14 protein-coding genes and 1 pseudogene are annotated in these 20286 nt (G+C 38.7%); 4 read left to right on the forward strand and 11 right to left on the reverse strand.

The window, feature by feature from the left end; genetic code table 11:
* The first annotated feature begins 75 nt into the window (after positions 1 to 75).
* Positions 76 to 756, forward strand: a complete 681-nt coding sequence (locus ODU37_RS00005) for an IS6-like element IS1216 family transposase (RefSeq protein WP_010710189.1) — start codon at positions 76 to 78, stop codon at positions 754 to 756.
* Between the two features lie 33 nt (positions 757 to 789).
* On the opposite strand, the gene ODU37_RS00010 is transcribed toward ODU37_RS00005, so the two are convergent.
* The 3 genes from ODU37_RS00010 to optrA form a co-directional block, all read right to left on the reverse strand.
* Positions 790 to 1395 carry an EFR1 family ferrodoxin gene (locus ODU37_RS00010; RefSeq protein ID WP_167787032.1) on the reverse strand — a complete coding sequence of 202 codons (606 nt, stop codon included), beginning with the start codon at positions 1393 to 1395 and terminating at the stop codon, positions 790 to 792.
* 531 nt (positions 1396 to 1926) lie between these two features.
* Entirely contained in the window at positions 1927 to 2061 is a 135-nt protein-coding gene (locus ODU37_RS00015) for a hypothetical protein (protein ID WP_002415371.1), read from the reverse strand.
* 263 nt (positions 2062 to 2324) lie between these two features.
* On the reverse strand, positions 2325 to 4292 hold the full coding sequence (gene optrA / locus ODU37_RS00020; RefSeq protein WP_050572105.1) for an ABC-F type ribosomal protection protein OptrA: 1968 nt from the start codon (positions 4290 to 4292) through the stop codon (positions 2325 to 2327).
* A 350-nt stretch (positions 4293 to 4642) separates the two neighbouring features.
* Here optrA and ODU37_RS00025 point away from each other — a divergent pair, with 350 nt between their 5' ends.
* The gene (locus ODU37_RS00025) at positions 4643 to 5323 is read left to right on the forward strand and encodes an IS6-like element IS1216 family transposase (protein ID WP_010710189.1); all 681 of its coding nucleotides are present in this window, start codon (positions 4643 to 4645) and stop codon (positions 5321 to 5323) included.
* Between the two features lie 54 nt (positions 5324 to 5377).
* On the opposite strand, the pseudogene ODU37_RS00030 reads toward ODU37_RS00025, so the two are convergent.
* A pseudogene (locus ODU37_RS00030) lies at positions 5378 to 9643 on the reverse strand (SspB-related isopeptide-forming adhesin); the annotation flags it as partial.
* A 170-nt stretch (positions 9644 to 9813) separates the two neighbouring features.
* Here ODU37_RS00030 and ODU37_RS00035 point away from each other — a divergent pair.
* On the forward strand, positions 9814 to 10404 hold the full coding sequence (locus ODU37_RS00035) for a type IV toxin-antitoxin system AbiEi family antitoxin domain-containing protein (RefSeq protein ID WP_000037239.1): 591 nt from the start codon (positions 9814 to 9816) through the stop codon (positions 10402 to 10404).
* A complete protein-coding gene (locus tag ODU37_RS00040; protein ID WP_024412121.1) occupies positions 10401 to 11246 on the forward strand; it encodes a nucleotidyl transferase AbiEii/AbiGii toxin family protein in 846 nt (281 codons plus the stop codon). Before ODU37_RS00035 ends, ODU37_RS00040 begins: the two co-directional genes overlap by 4 nt.
* Positions 11247 to 11307: 61 nt before the next feature.
* Here ODU37_RS00040 and ODU37_RS00045 read toward each other — a convergent pair whose 3' ends face one another.
* From ODU37_RS00045 to ODU37_RS00075, 7 genes are all read right to left on the reverse strand, one after another.
* Positions 11308 to 14109, reverse strand: coding sequence for a phage tail tip lysozyme (locus ODU37_RS00045; RefSeq protein ID WP_024392283.1), 2802 nt, complete (start codon positions 14107 to 14109; stop codon positions 11308 to 11310).
* Between the two features lies 1 nt (position 14110).
* Positions 14111 to 16462 (reverse strand): VirB4-like conjugal transfer ATPase, CD1110 family, encoded by a 2352-nt coding sequence (locus ODU37_RS00050; protein ID WP_029743201.1) that lies wholly within the window; start codon positions 16460 to 16462, stop codon positions 14111 to 14113.
* Complete coding sequence (locus ODU37_RS00055; RefSeq protein WP_172013014.1) at positions 16419 to 16772, reverse strand: PrgI family protein; 354 nt, start codon at positions 16770 to 16772, stop codon at positions 16419 to 16421. Before ODU37_RS00055 ends, ODU37_RS00050 begins: the two co-directional genes overlap by 44 nt.
* Before the next feature lie 61 nt (positions 16773 to 16833).
* Complete coding sequence (locus tag ODU37_RS00060; protein ID WP_249562086.1) at positions 16834 to 17688, reverse strand: conjugal transfer protein TrbL; 855 nt, start codon at positions 17686 to 17688, stop codon at positions 16834 to 16836.
* A gap of 18 nt (positions 17689 to 17706) precedes the next feature.
* Entirely contained in the window at positions 17707 to 17949 is a 243-nt protein-coding gene (locus ODU37_RS00065) for a hypothetical protein (RefSeq protein ID WP_001072182.1), read from the reverse strand.
* 17 nt (positions 17950 to 17966) lie between these two features.
* Positions 17967 to 19784 (reverse strand): VirD4-like conjugal transfer protein, CD1115 family, encoded by a 1818-nt coding sequence (locus tag ODU37_RS00070; RefSeq protein ID WP_249562087.1) that lies wholly within the window; start codon positions 19782 to 19784, stop codon positions 17967 to 17969.
* Positions 19784 to 20272 carry a hypothetical protein gene (locus ODU37_RS00075; protein WP_000093698.1) on the reverse strand — a complete coding sequence of 163 codons (489 nt, stop codon included), beginning with the start codon at positions 20270 to 20272 and terminating at the stop codon, positions 19784 to 19786. The genes ODU37_RS00070 and ODU37_RS00075 overlap by 1 nt, the downstream gene beginning before the upstream one ends.
* Positions 20273 to 20286 lie beyond the last annotated feature (14 nt).

A 20286-nucleotide genomic window follows, 5' to 3' on the forward strand; every position in this document is an offset into this window, starting at 1 on the left:
CGGTTCTGTTGCAAAGTTTTAAATCTACTATCAAATAAGGTAGAATAATAGAAAAAGATAGCAGGAGGAATGACGATGAATCATTTTAAAGGAAAGCAATTTCAGCAGGATGTGATTATTGTAGCCGTGGGCTACTATCTTCGTTATAACCTTAGCTATCGTGAAGTTCAAGAAATCTTATATGATCGTGGCATTAACGTTTCTCATACGACGATTTATCGTTGGGTGCAAGAATATGGCAAACTACTCTATCAAATTTGGAAAAAGAAAAATAAAAAATCCTTTTATTCCTGGAAAATGGATGAAACGTACATCAAAATTAAAGGAAAATGGCATTATTTGTATCGAGCCATCGATGCAGATGGTTTAACCTTGGATATTTGGTTACGTAAAAAACGGGACACACAAGCAGCCTATGCTTTTCTTAAGCGGTTAGTGAAGCAGTTTGATGAACCGAAGGTTGTAGTCACAGATAAAGCACCATCAATTGCTAGTGCCTTTAAGAAACTAAAAGAATACGGATTTTATCAAGGGACAGAACATCGTACCATTAAATACCTGAATAATTTGATTGAACAAGACCATCGTCCAGTAAAGAGACGCAATAAATTCTATCGAAGTTTACGCACTGCCTCACCCACGATTAAAGGCATGGAAGCCATCCGAGGATTATATAAGAAAACCCGAAAAGAAGGCACTCTCTTCGGGTTTTCGGTCTGTACTGAAATCAAGGTATTATTGGGAATCCCAGATTAAATCATAGATACCGTAAGGGATTTTATTCTTTATTTAAAACTTTGCAACAGAACCAGTACCACATTGATTACAAGAAGCATCAACTGAAAAAGCAGAATCAAGTGATTCACCCTCTTTAATACCCAAATCTATGAGTAGTTTTTCTGTACCAAATTCTGAACTTCCAGTTATTGCCTTGGCTTCTTCTGAGTCTTCAATGATGAAATTCATACGATTATCAATTGCAGTTCTTACGACATCAATTTGACCTTCGATATTTTTAATAGCATCTCGTTCTCTTTGTTCGTTCATATCAAAAGCAGGAATAAAATTATCGAGCATTTGTATATTATTTATATAATTGGCTGGTATTGAACGTTTGTCTAAAATCTTTTTCACTTCATCTGCAGTTGAACCTGCATATTCTCCATATGTTGCAATAACAAATAGATATTTGCAATTAAAAATAGAGCGTTCTAAAAAATCTCTAATATATGGCGGGATATTAACGTGAAAAACCGGGAATACAATACCTATCCTCTCGTCTGAGAACTCATATTTATTCTCTTTTATCATTTGTGGGATGGATATTAGTTTTCCACCAAGTCTTTTCGCAACATAAAGACTGTTTCCTGTTGCGGTAAAATACAAAATTGTCATTTCTGCTACCTCTCTTTAACTAATTAGGATTCAAAATTGATTTTTGATGCAGTTACACTTGCATCGGGTTTGAATTGTTATCTAGGTGTCATCATAATGAGTATTATACTTAAGAAAATTCAAAATGTAAGTACGCACATTTGTGACGTATACTATCCCAACGGATAGTGTAAAGGATGAACTAGATTTTGTTTAAACGTTAAATTTCTCAATTCCCTGTACAAATCTATCTTTATCCTCATCTCTCATTAATGGAATAACTGTAACACAGGATACATTCCTCATTTTTTACAGTGGCAATAATCAGTCTACTATGTTCAACTTCTATGAGAAAATATACTTCGTTTGGCTCTTTTTAACGAACAATACAAGAAAAATATCCTAATTATCTGTTGCTTTTTTACTACAAAACAATCGATTAGTACATTATTACCATACCTATTTAGCACCAAGGCAAGCAATTCTACAAATCACAATATAATCTGATTTATCACCCTATATCTAAATACTATTGTTGAACTTCAGTTTCTCTTATCTTAACCTTCCTTTCTGCTGTATTTGAGACGTCATAACCTCTTGAACATTTTCAAATTCTTTACTTATGACATATTCATCAAATACTTCAGTCCCATATTTAGAATCTGGTTCTGCAACGACAGAAACCACCTGCTCAATCCTCCTGTTATATACAGAGGGCTACTGGAAGAACAACTTCTGGCAGCATAACAATCAAAGGAAATTTAGTGAGTTTATACGACTACACTTTTCTTGACAATTCCAAAGTATAGATAATAAAAACCGCTATGCGGCAAACTCAAAAGGTCTTCACATAGCGATTATATCTAATAAAAATTCATTAATTTTTTTACATTTTCAACAACCAGAATGTATCATTAACACTTTTACATCCTTATTGCATAACTCAAAAATTACATAACTTCCAATTCTCTCATCAACTGTTCCCATTCATTAAAATAATTACCCTGACACCTTTTAACATCATCAATTGATTTTTGTATTTCCGTCAGTACTATATAATCAGAAGAATTGTTTGGTTCAGAAATGATTTTATTCAATCTTTCTAATTCTTCATCATATTGATTTATTAACACTTCAAGCTTTTCAATTCGTTTCTCCTTCTTAACCTTCTCCTTCTCAATGGAGTTACGATCGCCTTTTACTGTGTTATTTTTCTCTACTTTCTGCTCAACTTTAATGTTATTAAATGGCTTTTCAGAATTCATCCTTTTTTTCTCGTACTCACCATAAGTAGATTGTACAAACTCTACACCATCCTTATCAAAAACAAGTAATCTGTCAGCAATCTTATTAGTAAAATATCTATCATGTGACACAAAAATAATTGTACCTTGATAACTGCATAAGATATTCTCTAAATTCTCTTTTCCAATAATATCCATGTGGTTTGTCGGTTCATCTAAGATTAAAACATTAGTACGTTTATATAATAATTTACATAATGTCAATCTAACCTTTTCTCCACCTGACAAAGAGGACACCGGTCTAAAAACATCATCTCCACTAAACTGAAATGAGCCAAGAGCAGTTCTGACCTCTGTGTCATTTAGCTCAGGGTATTCGCTTTGAAAAATTTCGAATAGTGTATCATCTCCACTGATTTGAGCAAGCTGTTGGTCAAAATAGCTAATTTCAACATTGTATCCGAATTTAAAATCTCCAGACAATGCTGCCACACCATCCATAAGTGTTTTAAGCAACGTGGATTTACCAATACCATTACTCCCAACAATTCCAAGCTTCTGTCCCCTTTCAAGGTTGAAATTAACCTTTGCAAGAGGAGTATCATAGCCTATCACAAGTTCTGAAGCACTTAATACTTGCCTTGAACTACTGATTCTCGGTTGAAATTTAGACATATAAGTTTTTGTATCGTATTGGTCTGGTGCATTTAATATTTGCATACGCTGTAATAATTTAATTTTAGATTGCACCATTTTAGCTTTCGTAGGTTTATAACGAAAACGTTCAATCAAGCGTGTAATCCTTTCAATTTCTATCTGTTGCAAGTCGTAATCTTTTTGCTGTTTGATATGATTTTCTCGTTTTTGCTCCTCAAAGGCTGAATAATTACCTTTATAACATTTGGTCTCTCCCCATTCGATTTCATAAACCTTATCCACAATTCGATTAAGAAACATTCTATCATGGGAAATAATAACCAATGTAGATTTATAACTTCTCAAATAACTCTCCAACCATTGTATTGTTTCTATATCAAGGTGGTTAGTAGGTTCATCAAGTAATAGAATGTCTGGCTTTGTTAAAAGTATTTTTATAAAAGCTATCTTAGTTCGCTGACCACCTGAAAATTCAGAAATGGGTTTTTTATCATCTGCTTCAGTAAAACCCATACTACGAATCATCGTTTCATATTCTTTTTGGTAGGTTAGACCTCCAAGAGCCATATACCTTTCACTGATATCAGAGTATTCATTGATGATTTTATCATCATATTGATTCTCCATTTTATCTATCAGCTGTTTCATCTTGTTTTCCATATCAATAAGCGTCTTAAATACCGTACGGACTTCATCCACCATTGATATACTTTCATCTTCAAAAGGCATCTGTCTTAAATAGCTAATATAAGGGTTACCGGTCTTTATTACTTGAAACTCACTTTCACCAGTTCCTTCTTCTAATTCAATTTCGCCTATAATAGCTTTTAGCAAGGTTGTTTTTCCACATCCATTTCTACCAACAATAGCAATCTTTTCATTATCATTGATTTCAATATCGATGTTTTCCAACACCATATTACCATCATAGTAAACGGCACCATTAATTATTTTGTATTGCATTTTCATATCCTCCTTTGCGTTAGTACTAGCAATTGCAAAGGTGGCTTTGGACAATAATTATTCTACTCCATGTAAAGCTTGTCACAGCCACCTATACATGGAGTTCTTTAAATGTTACTTTAGTTGTAGATTTCATTTGCTTCTCCCTCCTATCGTTTCAAATATAATTCAACTTCCCCCTTATTGTACCAAATCGCTAGCGCAATGGCTAACCTAAGTTTTAGCTTACACCTTTTCTGATAAAAACAAAGTAACTGATCCGTTATCTCATCTGCCTTCCTTTCCTTTCTATTATTTTTTTTATAACAACGCCATTATATCATAAAGTGCGGTTCTGTTGCAAAGTTTTAAATCTACTATCAAATAAGGTAGAATAATAGAAAAAGATAGCAGGAGGAATGACGATGAATCATTTTAAAGGAAAGCAATTTCAGCAGGATGTGATTATTGTAGCCGTGGGCTACTATCTTCGTTATAACCTTAGCTATCGTGAAGTTCAAGAAATCTTATATGATCGTGGCATTAACGTTTCTCATACGACGATTTATCGTTGGGTGCAAGAATATGGCAAACTACTCTATCAAATTTGGAAAAAGAAAAATAAAAAATCCTTTTATTCCTGGAAAATGGATGAAACGTACATCAAAATTAAAGGAAAATGGCATTATTTGTATCGAGCCATCGATGCAGATGGTTTAACCTTGGATATTTGGTTACGTAAAAAACGGGACACACAAGCAGCCTATGCTTTTCTTAAGCGGTTAGTGAAGCAGTTTGATGAACCGAAGGTTGTAGTCACAGATAAAGCACCATCAATTGCTAGTGCCTTTAAGAAACTAAAAGAATACGGATTTTATCAAGGGACAGAACATCGTACCATTAAATACCTGAATAATTTGATTGAACAAGACCATCGTCCAGTAAAGAGACGCAATAAATTCTATCGAAGTTTACGCACTGCCTCACCCACGATTAAAGGCATGGAAGCCATCCGAGGATTATATAAGAAAACCCGAAAAGAAGGCACTCTCTTCGGGTTTTCGGTCTGTACTGAAATCAAGGTATTATTGGGAATCCCAGATTAAATCATAGATACCGTAAGGGATTTTATTCTTTATTTAAAACTTTGCAACAGAACCCAAGTCAATCACCACATCTTTTTGTGGGTCTAATTTTGGAACATTATTAACCACTGTTTCCGTGACATAGGCCAAGCCAAAATCAATCTGATAGGCTGTATTTTCATACTGACCACCTGTTTTGGTCAACTCATTTTTTACCGTCATCGGAAGCGTGACAACTAAGGTTTGACCAGTCTTCACATAGGTCTCATAAAAGGTTTTGGGATCATCGCTACTAAGGACCTGAATGGCTCCTTTAGGTGTAAACTGACGTTTAGCCATGGCATCTTGGACGACTTCCGGAGCTTCTGACAAACTAGCGTAGGTGCTGACAGAGATACCAGATACACGATTGCCATCCTTATCCAAAACTTGAATGCCATCAGGATTTAGGGTAAGGGCTTCTTCTGGGTAATCGTCTACCATGTAAAATCCCTTGGCAAGAACATCATCCGTCACGACCATGTCCTTGTATTGACTGTAATCCAAGACAATTTTGTAATAATTGACCGTATTCGGAAGAACAGTCTTTCCATCAATTGAAATACCTTCTTGGTTGGTATTAGACTTATGTGGAGTTACTTTAGGGACGAAATTAGTCACCGTATTGGTTTCATAAGCTTGGCCAAAATCCACCTGATAGGCCACGTTTTCATAAGACTTCCCTGAATTAAGCATGGTTTCCAAAACCGTCATCGGAGTGACAATGGTAATATTCTCCCCCTTGGTCACATAAGATTCAAAAAAGGCTTGTGGGTCCTCAGGCATGAAAACTTGAAAAGCTCCTTTAGGCTGAATTTTTTGTTTCGAAAGGGCTGCTTGTAGCATTTTAGGAGCTTCTGATAATTGAGAATAAGCCTTCACCGTGATTCCTGAAACTGTTTTGCCATCAGATGTGATAAACTGAATAGCTGCTTCATCCGGCAATAAAGCTTCTTCTGGACAATCATCCACAAAGTAAAAACCTTGTGCAATCTGAGAGTTGTCTGCTTTAATCCCTCGGTATTGGTCCAAGTCCCATGAGAGAGTATAGTAATTTTGACTTCCCACTAGCATGGGCTTCCCATTGATATCCACTTTGTCTTTATTGAGGTTCTGTTTCTTGGGTTCTGGAGAAACAAGGGTGTTGGTCACTTCCTTGGTTTCATAGCCATTTCCAAAATCAACTTGATAAGACTTGTTTGTATAGGTCTTAGTTTGACCATAGAGACTATCTTTCACCGTCATTTTGGTCAAAAGAGCTAAAGAAGTTCCTGTTTGAACATACTGGTCATAAAAGGCTTGGTTGTCATCCGGCAAAAAGACTTGAAAGGCACCTGTCGGTGTAATCTTAGCACGAGCCAATTTATCTTGAAGGTCTTTAGGGGCTTCATTTAGGGAAGCATAGTTTTTAACCGTAATTCCTGATACCTTCTGACCGTCAAGGGTTGTAACAGCCGTCCCATTTTCCACCACATCAAGCACTTCCTCTGGGTAATCGTCCACAAAGAAGAAGCCTCGTGCAATTGTCTCTTTAGCAGAACGATCTCCCTTATACTGGTCCAAATCCCAAGTCAAACGATAGTGGTTGGTTGTGCCAAGGGCTACGACCGTGTCATTAATGAGGACACTATCCGCATTTTCATTGTTTTTATCTGGTGTAATGAGTGTGGTTGTCTCCCCATCACCTGGTGTACGAACCGTTACAACATTTGAAGTGACTGTGTAAGCATTTGTTGTGCCCTTGTTCAAAAGGAGTTTGTAACTATTGGAATAGGTTGCCCCATCATTTTGAACAGAACCATAGAGTTTTGGGGCGTTCAGTTGATAAACCTTGGTTAAATCTTTATTTACCTCCTGCAACAAGTTTTCCTTTGCGGTTAAGGTCACAAAATTCTTAGTCGCATCAAAGCTAAGGACATAGTTTCCATTCTCTTTTTGTGTTGTTTCCTTATCAAATAGGTAACCAGCAGGCAAGTAGTCCTCAAAAATGAGACTAGTCGTTTGGGCACGATTGGGCGATAAGGCATCAACTGTTAAGGGATAAATCACCGTTGAATCTTTTGCGACAGTTTTCTCATGAAGATTAGCTTGGTCACTATTGACTACTTCTTTCATAATCTCTGGAGTTGTCGTCAAACGGTACGCATGATAATGGACAGTCGGAACTTGTGGTGGCGTTGGAAGTTCTTTTGGAATAGGTTTAACAGGTAAGTTTACCTTGGTCAAAGTTAGACTAGGCTGCACTACTTCTTCCAAAGGCTTTGGCGTGAAGGTCACAGGCTTTTCAGGTGTAAAGGTTTTTGGAGTAAAGACATCTGGTGTTACCGTAATAGGTTCTGGAACGGGTTCAAGTTCCACCGCTACATGAGGTTTGGGACTATAAGGTGTCACTGTACGTGCAACTGGTAGGGTATTTAAGGCGAACCAGTATGACAAGCCAACATTCTGTGGCATATCGCCTTGCCCAAAGGTGACTGTGTAGGTATTGCCTGATGTAACTGTTGAGACAATAGCTCCTTTATAAGCATAACGACTTGATGTGGTATCCCATTCCTCAGGTAAATTCAAATCACTTGCACGGTTGGAACCCAACGAACGGGCCAGACCTTCATTAGTCACTTGAACGGTTGAACCATTAATCGGCACAAATTTCCCAGAAGTATCTTTGACATATTCTAGACCAATGTCATTATGATTGAGGGAAGAATGTGTGAAGACTCCTGGCTTTTCTTTGGAGAAGGTGACTTGTGAACCGTCTTCCAAGAAATACTTAGCAACTACACGAAACTCCATCTTGTCTGTTCGCCAGTCACCGTTTCCGTCATTTCGATAGGCAATAAAGCCCTCTGTGGGATCGTTTGGTACAACCAGCTTCACGGCATCGGTTCCAGCTGGTGATACAAGATTGGTAATATCGTAAGTCACTCGATTAATCTTTTTCCCATCAAATCGTGCATGTTGAAGATTTTGATAGTTAAAACTAAGTGTATCACCTGTTTTGAAGCTATCATAGACAAAGAATCCTGTTGAATCCAAAATTCTTGAGTAGCCACCCAGCATGGCATCGCCAGTTGAAATGATTTGATTAGGATTTCGGGTAATTGCTCCATGTTTTGCTTGTGGCTCACCGTTATTGAGATTCAGGGCTTGAGTAAGGGCTTCAGAAATATAACCTTCTTCACCTTTTGAAATCTCGGCCAAGTCACGTTGATAGCGTTCCATTTCTTTGGCATTATAGGCATCAATCGCTTCATTCTCTTTTCTGGCTGCGGCTTCTTTTTCTTTATTACGTTTGGTAATAGCTTCAATCTCGGCTGCACGATCTGAAACTAATTGTTGTTTCTCCTGATTAGCTTGATCTACTGCGGCTTGACCTGCACGGTTTTCAGCATCAACAGCTGCTTGACCTGCTTGATTCCGCTTTTCAATGGCTTCATTATCTGCCTTTGCCTTAGCAAGTCCAGCTTCATTTTCTTTTTGAATGGCTTGGTTTTTTGCAACAATATCATCTGCCTTGGTTTTCTTTGTTAGATAATCCGCTACAGCTTGTTCGTTAGTTGATTGAATAGTTTCAACAGCCTTGCCATAGTTTGTATAGTCCAGTACAGATGTTCCGTTTCCTGATGAGACTACTTGTTCTTTTACTGTCACATCAGCATCTGCATACCGAGTTTTTAGGTCATTGACTTTAGTATCAACCCAAGCATTTGTCTCTTTACCAGTTTGGTTGGCCCCTTCGAAGGCCTGTGTCAGTTTCCTATTTTCTTGCTCAATTCGGACTTTATTCGATTCATATGTTGCTTTATCAGCTTTGTAGGTTTCAGTAACTTCATTGATAGCCTCAACTTGGTTTTGGGCATCTTCTTCTGCTTTTGAAATTTGTTGGTTGGTTTCTGCCGCAGAAGTTGTATTTCCCAAGTCCATTGGGCTATCTTCAACCGTAGAAACACCTTCAGCCTTTGCTTCTTCAACTGCTTGTGTTACTGTATCATGTGGTACGGTGACAGCAATCGCTCCATTAGATTGTCCAGTTAACGCTAAACTTTCAGTTTGTTCAGATAAAGGGTTTGGCTGTGCTTCTGGTAAATTTGTGGCTGGATTCTCCGTTCGTTGGATGGTGGTGTCAACTGATGATGTGACTTCATCAGCAGATGCAACCGTTCCTCCCCAAGCAACAACAGCCGTCACCATAGTTCCAAGGGCAACGGAACATAAAGTACGATATTTTTTACTCTTGCGAAAGACGTGTTTCTCGCCTTTTTCCTGATTGACAAGAAAGTGATGATTACATGTTTTGGTCATAAATAGTCCTTCTTTTCTTTTATTCTCTAGCAACAAATTGTCACTCTTTCCTCATCATAAAAAAGAAGGCTTGATTTTGTTATCACAATAAAATGAGGGAAAAGAAAATGTTGCTTTTATACCACAAATATTGTAAAATTGTAGTGTAAAAGCAACAAGTGGGGGGCCGTATGTCAAAAAAAGAGATTCTACTCGATTTTATAGAAAAGAACAATGGAATTGTCACAAACAAAGATTGTAAAGCACTAGGTATTCCAACAATATATCTGACAAGACTAGAGAAAGAAGGCATTATCTTCCGAGTTGAAAAAGGTATTTTCCTAACCCAAAACGGAGACTATGATGAATACTACTTCTTTCAATATCGTTTTCCTAAGGCTATTTTCTCTTATATTTCGGCACTGTATCTACAACAGTTTACAGATGAAATTCCACAATATTTTGATGTGACAGTTCCTAGAGGCTACCGCTTTAATACTCCTCCAGCTAATCTAAATATTCACTTTGTCTCTAAAGAATACAGCGAGCTGGGAATGACTACTGTACCTACTCCTATGGGAAACAACGTAAGGGTATATGATTTTGAACGTATTATTTGTGATTTTGTAATACATCGAGAAAAGATTGATTCCGAACTCTTTGTCAAGACACTTCAATCTTATGGGAACTATCCTAAAAAAAATCTAGCAAAACTCTATGAATATGCGACAAAAATGAATACTTTAGAAAAAGTTAAACAAACTCTGGAGGTTCTAATATGAACAAAGCTAAATTAACAGCACTCTGTCATAAAATATCAAAGAATACTGGTTTAACCTTTAATTCCGTGATGACCTATTACTTTCTTGAAGTGATTTTGAAAAAATTAAGTCAGAGTACCTATTCAAATCACTATATCTTCAAAGGAGGATTCCTACTTTCGAATGTCATCGGAGTTGAATCTCGTAGCACTGTTGATATTGACTTTTTATTCCATCAAATAACACTATCAGAAGAAACTGTTAAACAGCAACTTGAAGAAGTTTTAGCAGATTCTGAAAAAGGTATTTCTTTCACAATTCAATCTATCACAGCTATAAAAGAAAGTGATGAATATGGTGGCTATCGTGCGACCATTTTGTGCCAACTTGAGAATATTAAACAAGTTATCCATTTGGATATTGCGACAGGTGATGTTGTAACTCCTCAGCCGATAACATACGACTATAAAGCTATTTTTGATGAAGACAATTTTCCAATCATTGCTTATACAATTGAAACAATTCTAGCTGAGAAACTTCAAACCATCTATTCACGCAACTTCTTGAACAGCAGAAGCAAAGATTTTTACGATGTTTATATTATTTCAAAACTGAAGAAAGAAGACATTGACTTCATTCAATTGAAAAATGCCTGTCAGAGAACATTTTCATATCGCGAAACAGAACTCGATTTTGTAAAGATTATTGAACTACTCGAGAGGTTCAAATCTGACCCTATTCAGAATAAACAATGGCAAAATTATTCAAAAAAAAATAGCTATACAAAAGGGATTTCACTTGCAGATGTTCTTGATGAGATGATTCGTCTCATAACAGTTCTCATTTCTATAAATTCTGATTAATCGTGACAAAAAAGCACAAAAGATATGCTAACAAATCCAATTATTGTTAGCATATCCTTTTTTATTTCGTCGTATAAGCAAAACTCAAGCTACTATCCACTCCAGATAATTTACGGAAGGTGTAGTTGGGATTGCCATTGTAATTGGTTTCGGAGATAAGGAATGAGCCATCTGGGTAGACTTTTTCGACGAAAGCCACATGTCCGTATTCTGTTGGGGTGCCATGTCCTCCTCCCGCAAAGGAAAGGATAGCTCCTTCTTGTGGACTTGTCCCTGTCTCTCCACCGAGACTTGCGGCTGTTCGTACCCAATCTTGGCCATTGCCCATTGTACTGATAATTGGAATCTTCTCACCATTTTTACCTTTGAGTTTTAGCCCCAGTTGGTTGATACGGGCTGCAACTCCCCAAGTACATTGGCCGTAGGCATACCCCATACCGTCACCACCTCCTGGAACAGAGTTTTCAAAAAGGTCTCCTCGTACAGCTTCAAGTGCTTTGGGATCACTTTGTGCTGTCCCACCGTTGGGGTGACTAAAGCCTTTTTCAATTTGGTAATACCACTCACTTGCTCTTGTCTGACGTTCAAGTAGCTTATCACCACTATTTCCTTCCCAGTAAATGAGAAATAGTTGGGCAAGACTAGCTGGACTACCTGTATTTTTGAAGAAGTCCTTTAACCAGTTGGTGTAATAAGGACTATCCCCATGCAACATGAAATCCAGTTGTAACCCTAAGTCATACCACTTTTGATGTTTTCCTTTGGCATATTCGAGCAATAAGGTATGTCTGCGTGACCCATCCGCGGTATCTGTCCATTGGCCTAAGCCTAAACCACGTTTGAGAATATTTGGGTAACGCCCATTATATATAGTTGGACCATTGAGTGAAAGCCAGCCCTCATCATCCCACGAACCGTCTGTCGCACCAATAGGGGGAGATAGATAGTCGCCCTCCGCACGCTTGGGATTAATAGAGGATTCTACCGACCAATTTCCTAGAATGGCTGCGATAGCTTGATTGGTCGCACCTTTGCTTTTAAGATAGTCATAAATTGCCTTGGCTCTCTCGAACTCATCGCCGCCAAACTGACCGATAGTTGGAAGAATGGTGGTCTGAACCTGGATCACTTTTGGAAAGTAGAAAGCTGGATTGACATAGACTAGCTTATCCGTGTCATCATCAACCTTTTGATAGGTGACTTTTAGACCCATTCCGTCTTTGGTCTGACCAATAATATCTCCTGCCAAGACTTGTTGATGTTCACTCACACGACCTGAATGAATGCCAAACAAGGTTAGTTTAGTTTTATTCACTCCCTTTCCAGATGTCAAAATAATATTCTCTCCATCAAGAGATACCTTGCCATCCATCGGAGCCACAATGACTTGGCCTTCTTTTGCTTCTAAGATGATATGGTGATGAAGCGTTGGTTTCTCATCAATGACCTCATAACCATATCGGTAGGTCATGTTTAAGCTATCCTCATCGGTCTGTCCCTGAAAGGGATTGTCCAATTCTTGAAGGGCTAGATAGTTGCCTTCTTCGATCAATTCCTTTAGCTCTTCTTGGTCCTCCTCAGACAGCTTGTAAGCAGGTTCTTTATACAAGTCAGACATGGATTTAATAGAATCTCCACCGTTTAAGTCTGTCCACACTTGACTGAGAAACGCTTTGTAGGTCACACCACCTGCTTCCATGAAATCGTCAAGCTTGTAGTCTTGGTATTGATGATTCATGTAAACCATGACCTCATCAATCTTGGTGAAATAGGTAATTCCCTTTTCGTTGGTTCTTGTATGCTCCGCATCTTCCCACGTCATGTGGGTATAGGCCTTGGTCAATTCCATCTCATCTTGTTGAATGACACTACTACCTGAAACACTCATGAAAAAGCTCATCATCAAAAGGATTATCAAGAGAATGCCTGAGACAATCCAAGTCAAAGGATTTCCCGCAAGGACAGAAAAGAAAGTCAGACTTCCCTTAATGGCTTGGACGATTCCTTTGAAACCTGCGACACTTTGTTTTCTGGCAAGCTTTAAAAAGGTTTGGTAGCGTCTTCTTGGTTTAAGAGGTTTCTGGCGTGTGAATCCTTTTCCCTTTTTGAAGTTCTGGAATCGTTCCTTTCCATGAGAAAATTTTGTTTTGGTAAACCGCACACCTGTCTGTCCACTTTTTACAACCACCTTACCTGCTTGAAAGGTAAACCTTCCATAGCGTCTGGCTTTCAAACTAGTATCCTTTATGGTTCTAAGTCCATCTAAATCATCATCCTGTGATACCAAGTCAAACGATTCAGATGTAGCTAAGCCTAATCCAACTTTGACTTTGGTAGAGTTTTTCTTAGTCTTTTGGACTTTCTTGAGTTGTTTAACCTCACGCTTTGCAGAACTTACGTCTTTTTCTGCACTTAGTCGATTAAATGACTGTTCTTGGTGAAACTGAAAGCGAGACTTCAGGGAAGGATTTTCTTTTTGGAAAGTAAACTTGGGATTAACTACCTGTTGTTTCTCACTTAGTTTCACTTCTGACAAATGTTTTCTTGCCGTCCGCAAACGTTCTTGAGCTTGCGGAAGTCGATAGTTCTTTATTTCCTTTACCTTCAACAGTTTAGGAGAAACATAGGTAATTTCCTTTAGGAACTTCTCTTCTGCTTCCTTTTGGCTACTGAGTAGATTTCCTTTTAACTCTGTTTTCTTTCCCTGAAACAGAGAATTTTTGGCTGTTTTTCGAAATCTTCCTTTTTTAGGAACAGTCTGTTTTAATGTCCTAACTTCTTTCCGATAATGCATACGGGCTGATTTTAGGTTGCTTCGAAAGTTTTGCCTAGCCTGTTTGACTAGCTTTTTATCCTCTTTCATCTCATGTCCTCATTTTTTCAGGGTCCGTACTCATGATGTCAAAGAGCTTGGTGTGTTGTGGAATCTTATTTTTGAATGGAACAACGGTGGAACCGGCCTTAATTAAGCCTGCCCCTTTTTCAGGATTAACTAAGTACTTCTCCAGCTCTTTAGAAAGCCCAAGCATATGTACCAATTCTTCTCGATCGCTCTTAGCCTGTTTCAAAAGAATCATGAACTCGCTATTGGCAATAATGCGTCTGCCATTGGCATCCAAAAGAAGCGTTTCTACATTCTGAGTAATGCCTGTCGGTATCGCCCCATACTTACGGACACGACTCCAAAGTTTGAAGAAGAAATCAGAGGCATACTTGTCTAATAAGAGAAGCTGCATCTCATCAAAGTAAATCCAGGTTTTCTTCCCTAGCTTTTGGTTTTTGACCACACGATTCCAAATCTGGTCAAAGATAACCATGAGGGCAATTTGTTTTAATTCATCGCCTAACTTTTTGACATTGTAAATCAGGAAATGACTGTCTGTTTTAATATTGGTCCTATGTGAAAATATGTCCAGCGACCCTTCCACATAGAGTTCCATATCCAGTGCCAAGTCCTTAGCTTCCTGTTCAGGTTGTTGGGACAAGACAAAGACCCATTCGACCAAGGACGGTATGTCAAAATGCTTATAGGTCAAGCGTGTCACACGATCTATCAAGGATTTTTCACGACCATCCATTTTGCGATCTAAGAGCTTTCCTATCCAAGACAAGAGAAATTCGGACTTAACCTTAACCGGATCCTCATCCATATTCTCATCAGATAGATCTAAGACATTTAAGAAGGTAGTGGAATCTGGAGCAATATCAATACTCTCTCCACCAAAGGCTTGACCGATAATACTGTACTCATTTTCTGGGTCAACAATAATAATTTCAGTATCATTATCTGCTTCCTTGAGCTTAGTAGAGATGATTTCATGTTTTGTCGCCATCCCTTTGCCAGCTCCAGAAGTCCCTAAAATCAAACCTGACGGAGTATTTAACTTGCCACGGTGAATACTGATGATATTACTTGAGATTTGATTGATGCCATAAAATTTCCCACCCTTGTCTTGAATATCAACGGAAGTCCAAGGTGCATTCACGGCAATGTTTGAAGTCAATAGAGAACGAGAAACTCCTTCGAGATAGTTCTTCCCAAATGGCAATAGACTATTAAAAGCAGCTTCTTGCATGTAGGTCAAATTATCGATAATCATATCATTAGACCCTGCTACTTGCTTGATAATATCAAGAGATTGTTTGAGTTGGTCTTCAGTATCTGCCAGCACACCAATCAGAAATACGGTGTCAAACAGTTTATCTCCTGTTTGGGTCATGGTTTGAAGAAGAGCTTCTGCTTCATCGATGTTGTTTTCAAGAACATGGCCGACCTTCTCCAAATAGATTCCAGTCCGAGCCATCTTTTGTTGTTCCCCAATCTTTTGCGATTCCATCAAGGTTTTCTTGGTTCGTAACTTGGTCATAGTTTCAGACTTGGTGGAGCCTTTAGCATGTAGGCTAATCATCACTTCCAAATCTGACTGCATGAGGTCACGAATAAATTTATCCCCTAGCTCCATACCGTAATCACGAACATAGACAATCTGTAATAATCTATCGTCCAATTCAATATGATTCTTGTGTTTAAAGGAAAGGTAGGTTGGGGCAATAAAGTGTTTGGTGGATTGACCTGACAGATCCAAATCCTTGTAAGAGAACGGTAAATGATTTTCACCTCGCAACATATCCGCAAGAACATTCACTCGCTCCTCTCCACCGAGCAGACCAAGAGACACATCAATCTCTGAAAAGCCACTCTTGAAATATTCCCCAATTTGCGACAGAGAACGAAAAGCTAGTTTTGGTGTTTGGTCGCTCTTGCCAAATGAAAGAAACTTGACAGCCGAAAAGTTGTTCTCACCCGCCTCTAAGTTGGCATCCATCATGCGATTTAATTCATCACGATAAGCATCAAACCCATCTTCCTGTAAGGGATAGAGAATACTCTTACGGAATTTTTCCAGATTGACCTTTTGATTGAAAATGGTCAGTTGGAAATTGGTCTTATCATCCAGTGAATTGATTAAATCGGAATATTTCTCAACAATAGCTCCTTTATCATCTAAGCCAACTGTTTGATAATTAACATCTCCTAAAAGATAGGTTTGTGAGAAATAGCTTGGACTGACCTGCATAAGGCCATTCTGAAAAAGCCCTTGATAGGCTAACGTATTTACGGTAGAAGGTCTGATCTCCTGCTTCTGAGTTTTCGTCTTTTGCTTTTTGTCATTAGAAGAGGTCTTTGGTTTCATTGAGTGTTTTAATTTTTTCACGTTGGTCTCCTTTTCTTCCAGTAAATGTACGGTCTGGCACCGTTAGTTCATAATGAAATCGGTACCTGAGATAGGTTTCAAAAGGTAAGTCATTGGGTCGATAGACCCCAAATAACATGAGTGGAATGGTAAAGCTAAAAACAAAACCATAGACAAACCAATCCCCAAATTGCCAGTAAAATAGGTTCAAGCCCAATACCAAAATGGTTATGGCGACGGCTGGAAATACAAAAATAACCTGTCTAGTTGTAAATCCTAACCATGCCCTGTGTTGAACCTTTGAGATGTCCTTAAAGACACGAGTGTTCATAAATGTTCTCCAATCTAAGTAAGCTATAAAAAGAGGAGGCGAGATAATGACTCCCTTCCTCCTACATCCCCAAAATACTTCGGGCGGTTCGTTGACTGCCAACTAAGGCAATGATTAACAAGATGGCCTGTACCAAGCCACCAAACATAATGGCGAGTGATTCCATAACTCCAGCTCCATTTGATAAAGCAATCTTTCCAGCCGATTCAAACAAGGGAACAAGAGATACAATTAGAAAAATCAAAATACCTTGAACGGCATAGACCATGATGTTTTTAAGGTAGCCAATCCCAACACTCCTCCAGTCATCACTGAGGAAGGTTGGAATAGTAACAGGGGCAAAAGGAATCATCAGATAGAGTTGGATAAAGCGAATGGTAATCAAGATATTGACTACCATGATACTGGCCATTCGTACCAACCAAATGAGAATCGCAAAAAAGCCAATAATCATTTTTCCTACAATTCCAGATCCCTTGATGCCTGAGATGGTATCGTAATTAGCACCACCATTCGTGACAAGACTTGCCACTTGTTCAATAACATAAGAGGCAATGGCAATAATGGCTTCCACAATAACCGTCGTATTGGTAATCACGACCGCGACCATGATGTAGCTGACAATCATAGGTGCCATAGCTTCAAAGGTCATTGCACCACCTGAGTTTGCGATTTTCTTGGCCATTTTTGAAAATTCGAGTACGAGAACAACCGCAAGAATAGCTACTCCCAAAGGTTGCATAATCCCCTTGGTAATGGCTGTCATGTAAGACCACACCGTCGGATTAAAGTCCGCTAGTGACTTAACCAAGTTGGCGGTTGATTCTAAATCCACTTGAAACCCTTCAAAAAGGCTATCACTAGATACTTTTTCAGAGGCTAGAAATACAAAAGGTGACGAAAAATTCATTATCATGTCATGTGCTGTCCTCCCCTAAATGGTAATCTGAGTCACAAAAGCACCAGCGGCTCCCACCATGACCCCACCAACAATTTCTAGAATAGCATTTCGGACACCTGGCCCACCATCTTTAATGTTGGTTGAAAGGTTGATAATGCCCATGACAACAAGAAAGGCTCCTACTGCAATTAAGCCTTTTTGTAATAGAGACATGGCTTGAGAGAACATGGAGCTGGCGTCCACTCCGTAAACAAAGCCTGTTAGTTTTTGATTCATATAATTCCTCATTTCTATTAATGTAGTGTCGTTTCTGTGCTTAAATCCCTTATTTTATGGCCTGACAAATCTACCTCTTCCTCAGCGGTTAGGGGATCGATGTGATAGTGCCACCAGCGTTCATCAGATTCCTTATCCGCAAGCCATTTCCAATTCTTATGTTTGAGTGGTAAATATTTCTTGGTTCGAAAAACAGGAACTCCTGCAATGCGTACGAGGCATTCATCTCGTTTCATATTCCCGACTTCATCAGCCGTCATCAAGTCACGGGCAATTTTCTGGTGAGAGGTAGAACTTGAGCCAGTCTGCCCAAAAGAACGACTGGTACTTCTGACATCAATGGTTTGTTTGCCTAATAGACCACTCATAAATTTGAAAGTTTCCTCGTCATTTCCACCCAAATAGAGGAGGCTGTCACAGTTCCCCAGTATAGTTTTCCAAGCCTCTTTTTCCTTATAAAGTCCTTGGAGTTGAGCAATATTTTGCAAGATTGGAACTAGACTCATGTTCCTAGAGCGAACTGTTGAGGTTTGTTCGGCGAAATCTGGTATTTCTCCGACATTCGAAAACTCATCCAGATAGCTTCTAACATGAATAGGCAGTTGCCCTTTAAAATCCACATCAGCCTGTCTGGTCAAAGTGGAGAAAACCGTAGAGAAAAATAAAGCAGATAGAAAACGAAAGGTCGTATCATTGTCTGGAATAACAAGATAGACCATGGTCTTTTGAGTGCCCCACGTTTTCAAATCCATAGTGTCTCTTTGCGTCAAATCAATCACCGATTGGATATTAAAGAGGGCAAACTTAGCGGTCGTCACAGCAATGACCGAATCCAAGGTCTTGTCCTTGTAGTTTTGAAAATCTGCCCAGTTTCTCATGGTAAAGTTTTCTGTTCCATATTTCTTAGCATAGTCTTCAAACAGGACTTCAAGAACACTTTTGTCCTGATTGTCTCCCTTTGATAAGAGTTTGATGAGTTTTCCAATCTCAGAAAAGGCTGGATAACGGCCACGCTTACGTCTTGCTTCCTGCTCTAGCTTGGAACTTCCTGGAGGATTGTAAAAATCCACCAAATAAGAGGCAATAGCTCTCACCAATGTCATGGAAGCCTCGTCCCAAAATGGATCACTGCGAGAACCATTTCCTTTGGTATTATTAAAATAGACCGTTAACATGCGGTTCAAATCATTCTCTGTTTCTACATAACGAAAGGGATTAAAACCGTCTGAATTGGTCATATTAACCAAGTCTAAAACCTTGACCTGATAACCGTTTTCTAAAAAGAGTTTACCTGTCTTCTCAGCCAAATGGTCTTTAGGATCTACGACAATATTGGAACAATTAAGTTGGATAAGGTTGGGTTTCACAAAGCGAAAGGTCTTACCTGCCCCAGAACCCCCAATGACAATCAAATTTTTATTTCGATCAAACTGGGGTTTCTTCTTTTCCAACAAGGTTAGACGAACATCACGAGCCAAAATCGTGTCATTGAAAGGATTCTTACTGTAAAAGTTCCGCTTTTCCTTACTGGTTCCAAATCGTGCAGAACCGTATTCTTCCCCTTCTCGATACACCTTTTGTCCTGTCGATACATAAAGATAGACTAATGTCATCGTTAGAACCCCAAGGATAAAGGCAAGAAGAGATTTTTGAGTAAAGGAAAATAGCCATAAAGGATTGAAGACTTGATTTAGCCCCTCTCCTAAGAGGTAGGCAAAACGTTCCATAGGTGGGGCATTGGTTAAACTATCATAGAGCAGGGTTAGACGATGGCAGAAATAACCAAAGGCGAGACCCAAGAGTCCAAAGACTAAAGCTTTTCGTCTTGAATACATTACAAGGTCACCTCCTTGGTTTTGACTGCCGAAGGTTCTGTCACTCTAATTTTCTCTTTGGCCAGTTCTATCTCTTGGTCCAAGGTTTTATCAAAGGTTAAACCTTCTAGCTTCTCTGGATTAGACATCAGTTTCTTCAACAATTCATCCAAGTGATGATCGAGCAAGGTCTTATCCTTGGCATAAAAGTAGAGATAGTCTTTTTGCCAACTAATTGCGATTGGCAGTTTTTCTGACTCCATCAACTCCTTAAATTTCTCCACATCGATTGGCTTATCTAGAATGTCTTTACTAACATCAATCGCTTCAATGACGTAAGGGCTTTGAAGGAGTTCTTCCAGTTTTTGAACCCCAATCTTATAAGCTGAATCTTGAGCCAAGGCTTGCCTAGCCGACCACTCTAAGAGCTTTAAGAGGGTTCTAACTGTCAATAAACTACTTCTTTCCACGTATTGCATCGCTTGACGTTCTTGTTGTTCAGATGACATGGTGACCTCCTCTT

It is taken from the genome of Streptococcus sp. 2021WUSS109, assembly GCF_044427305.1.
Classification (GTDB): Bacteria; Bacillota; Bacilli; order Lactobacillales; family Streptococcaceae; genus Streptococcus; species Streptococcus suis.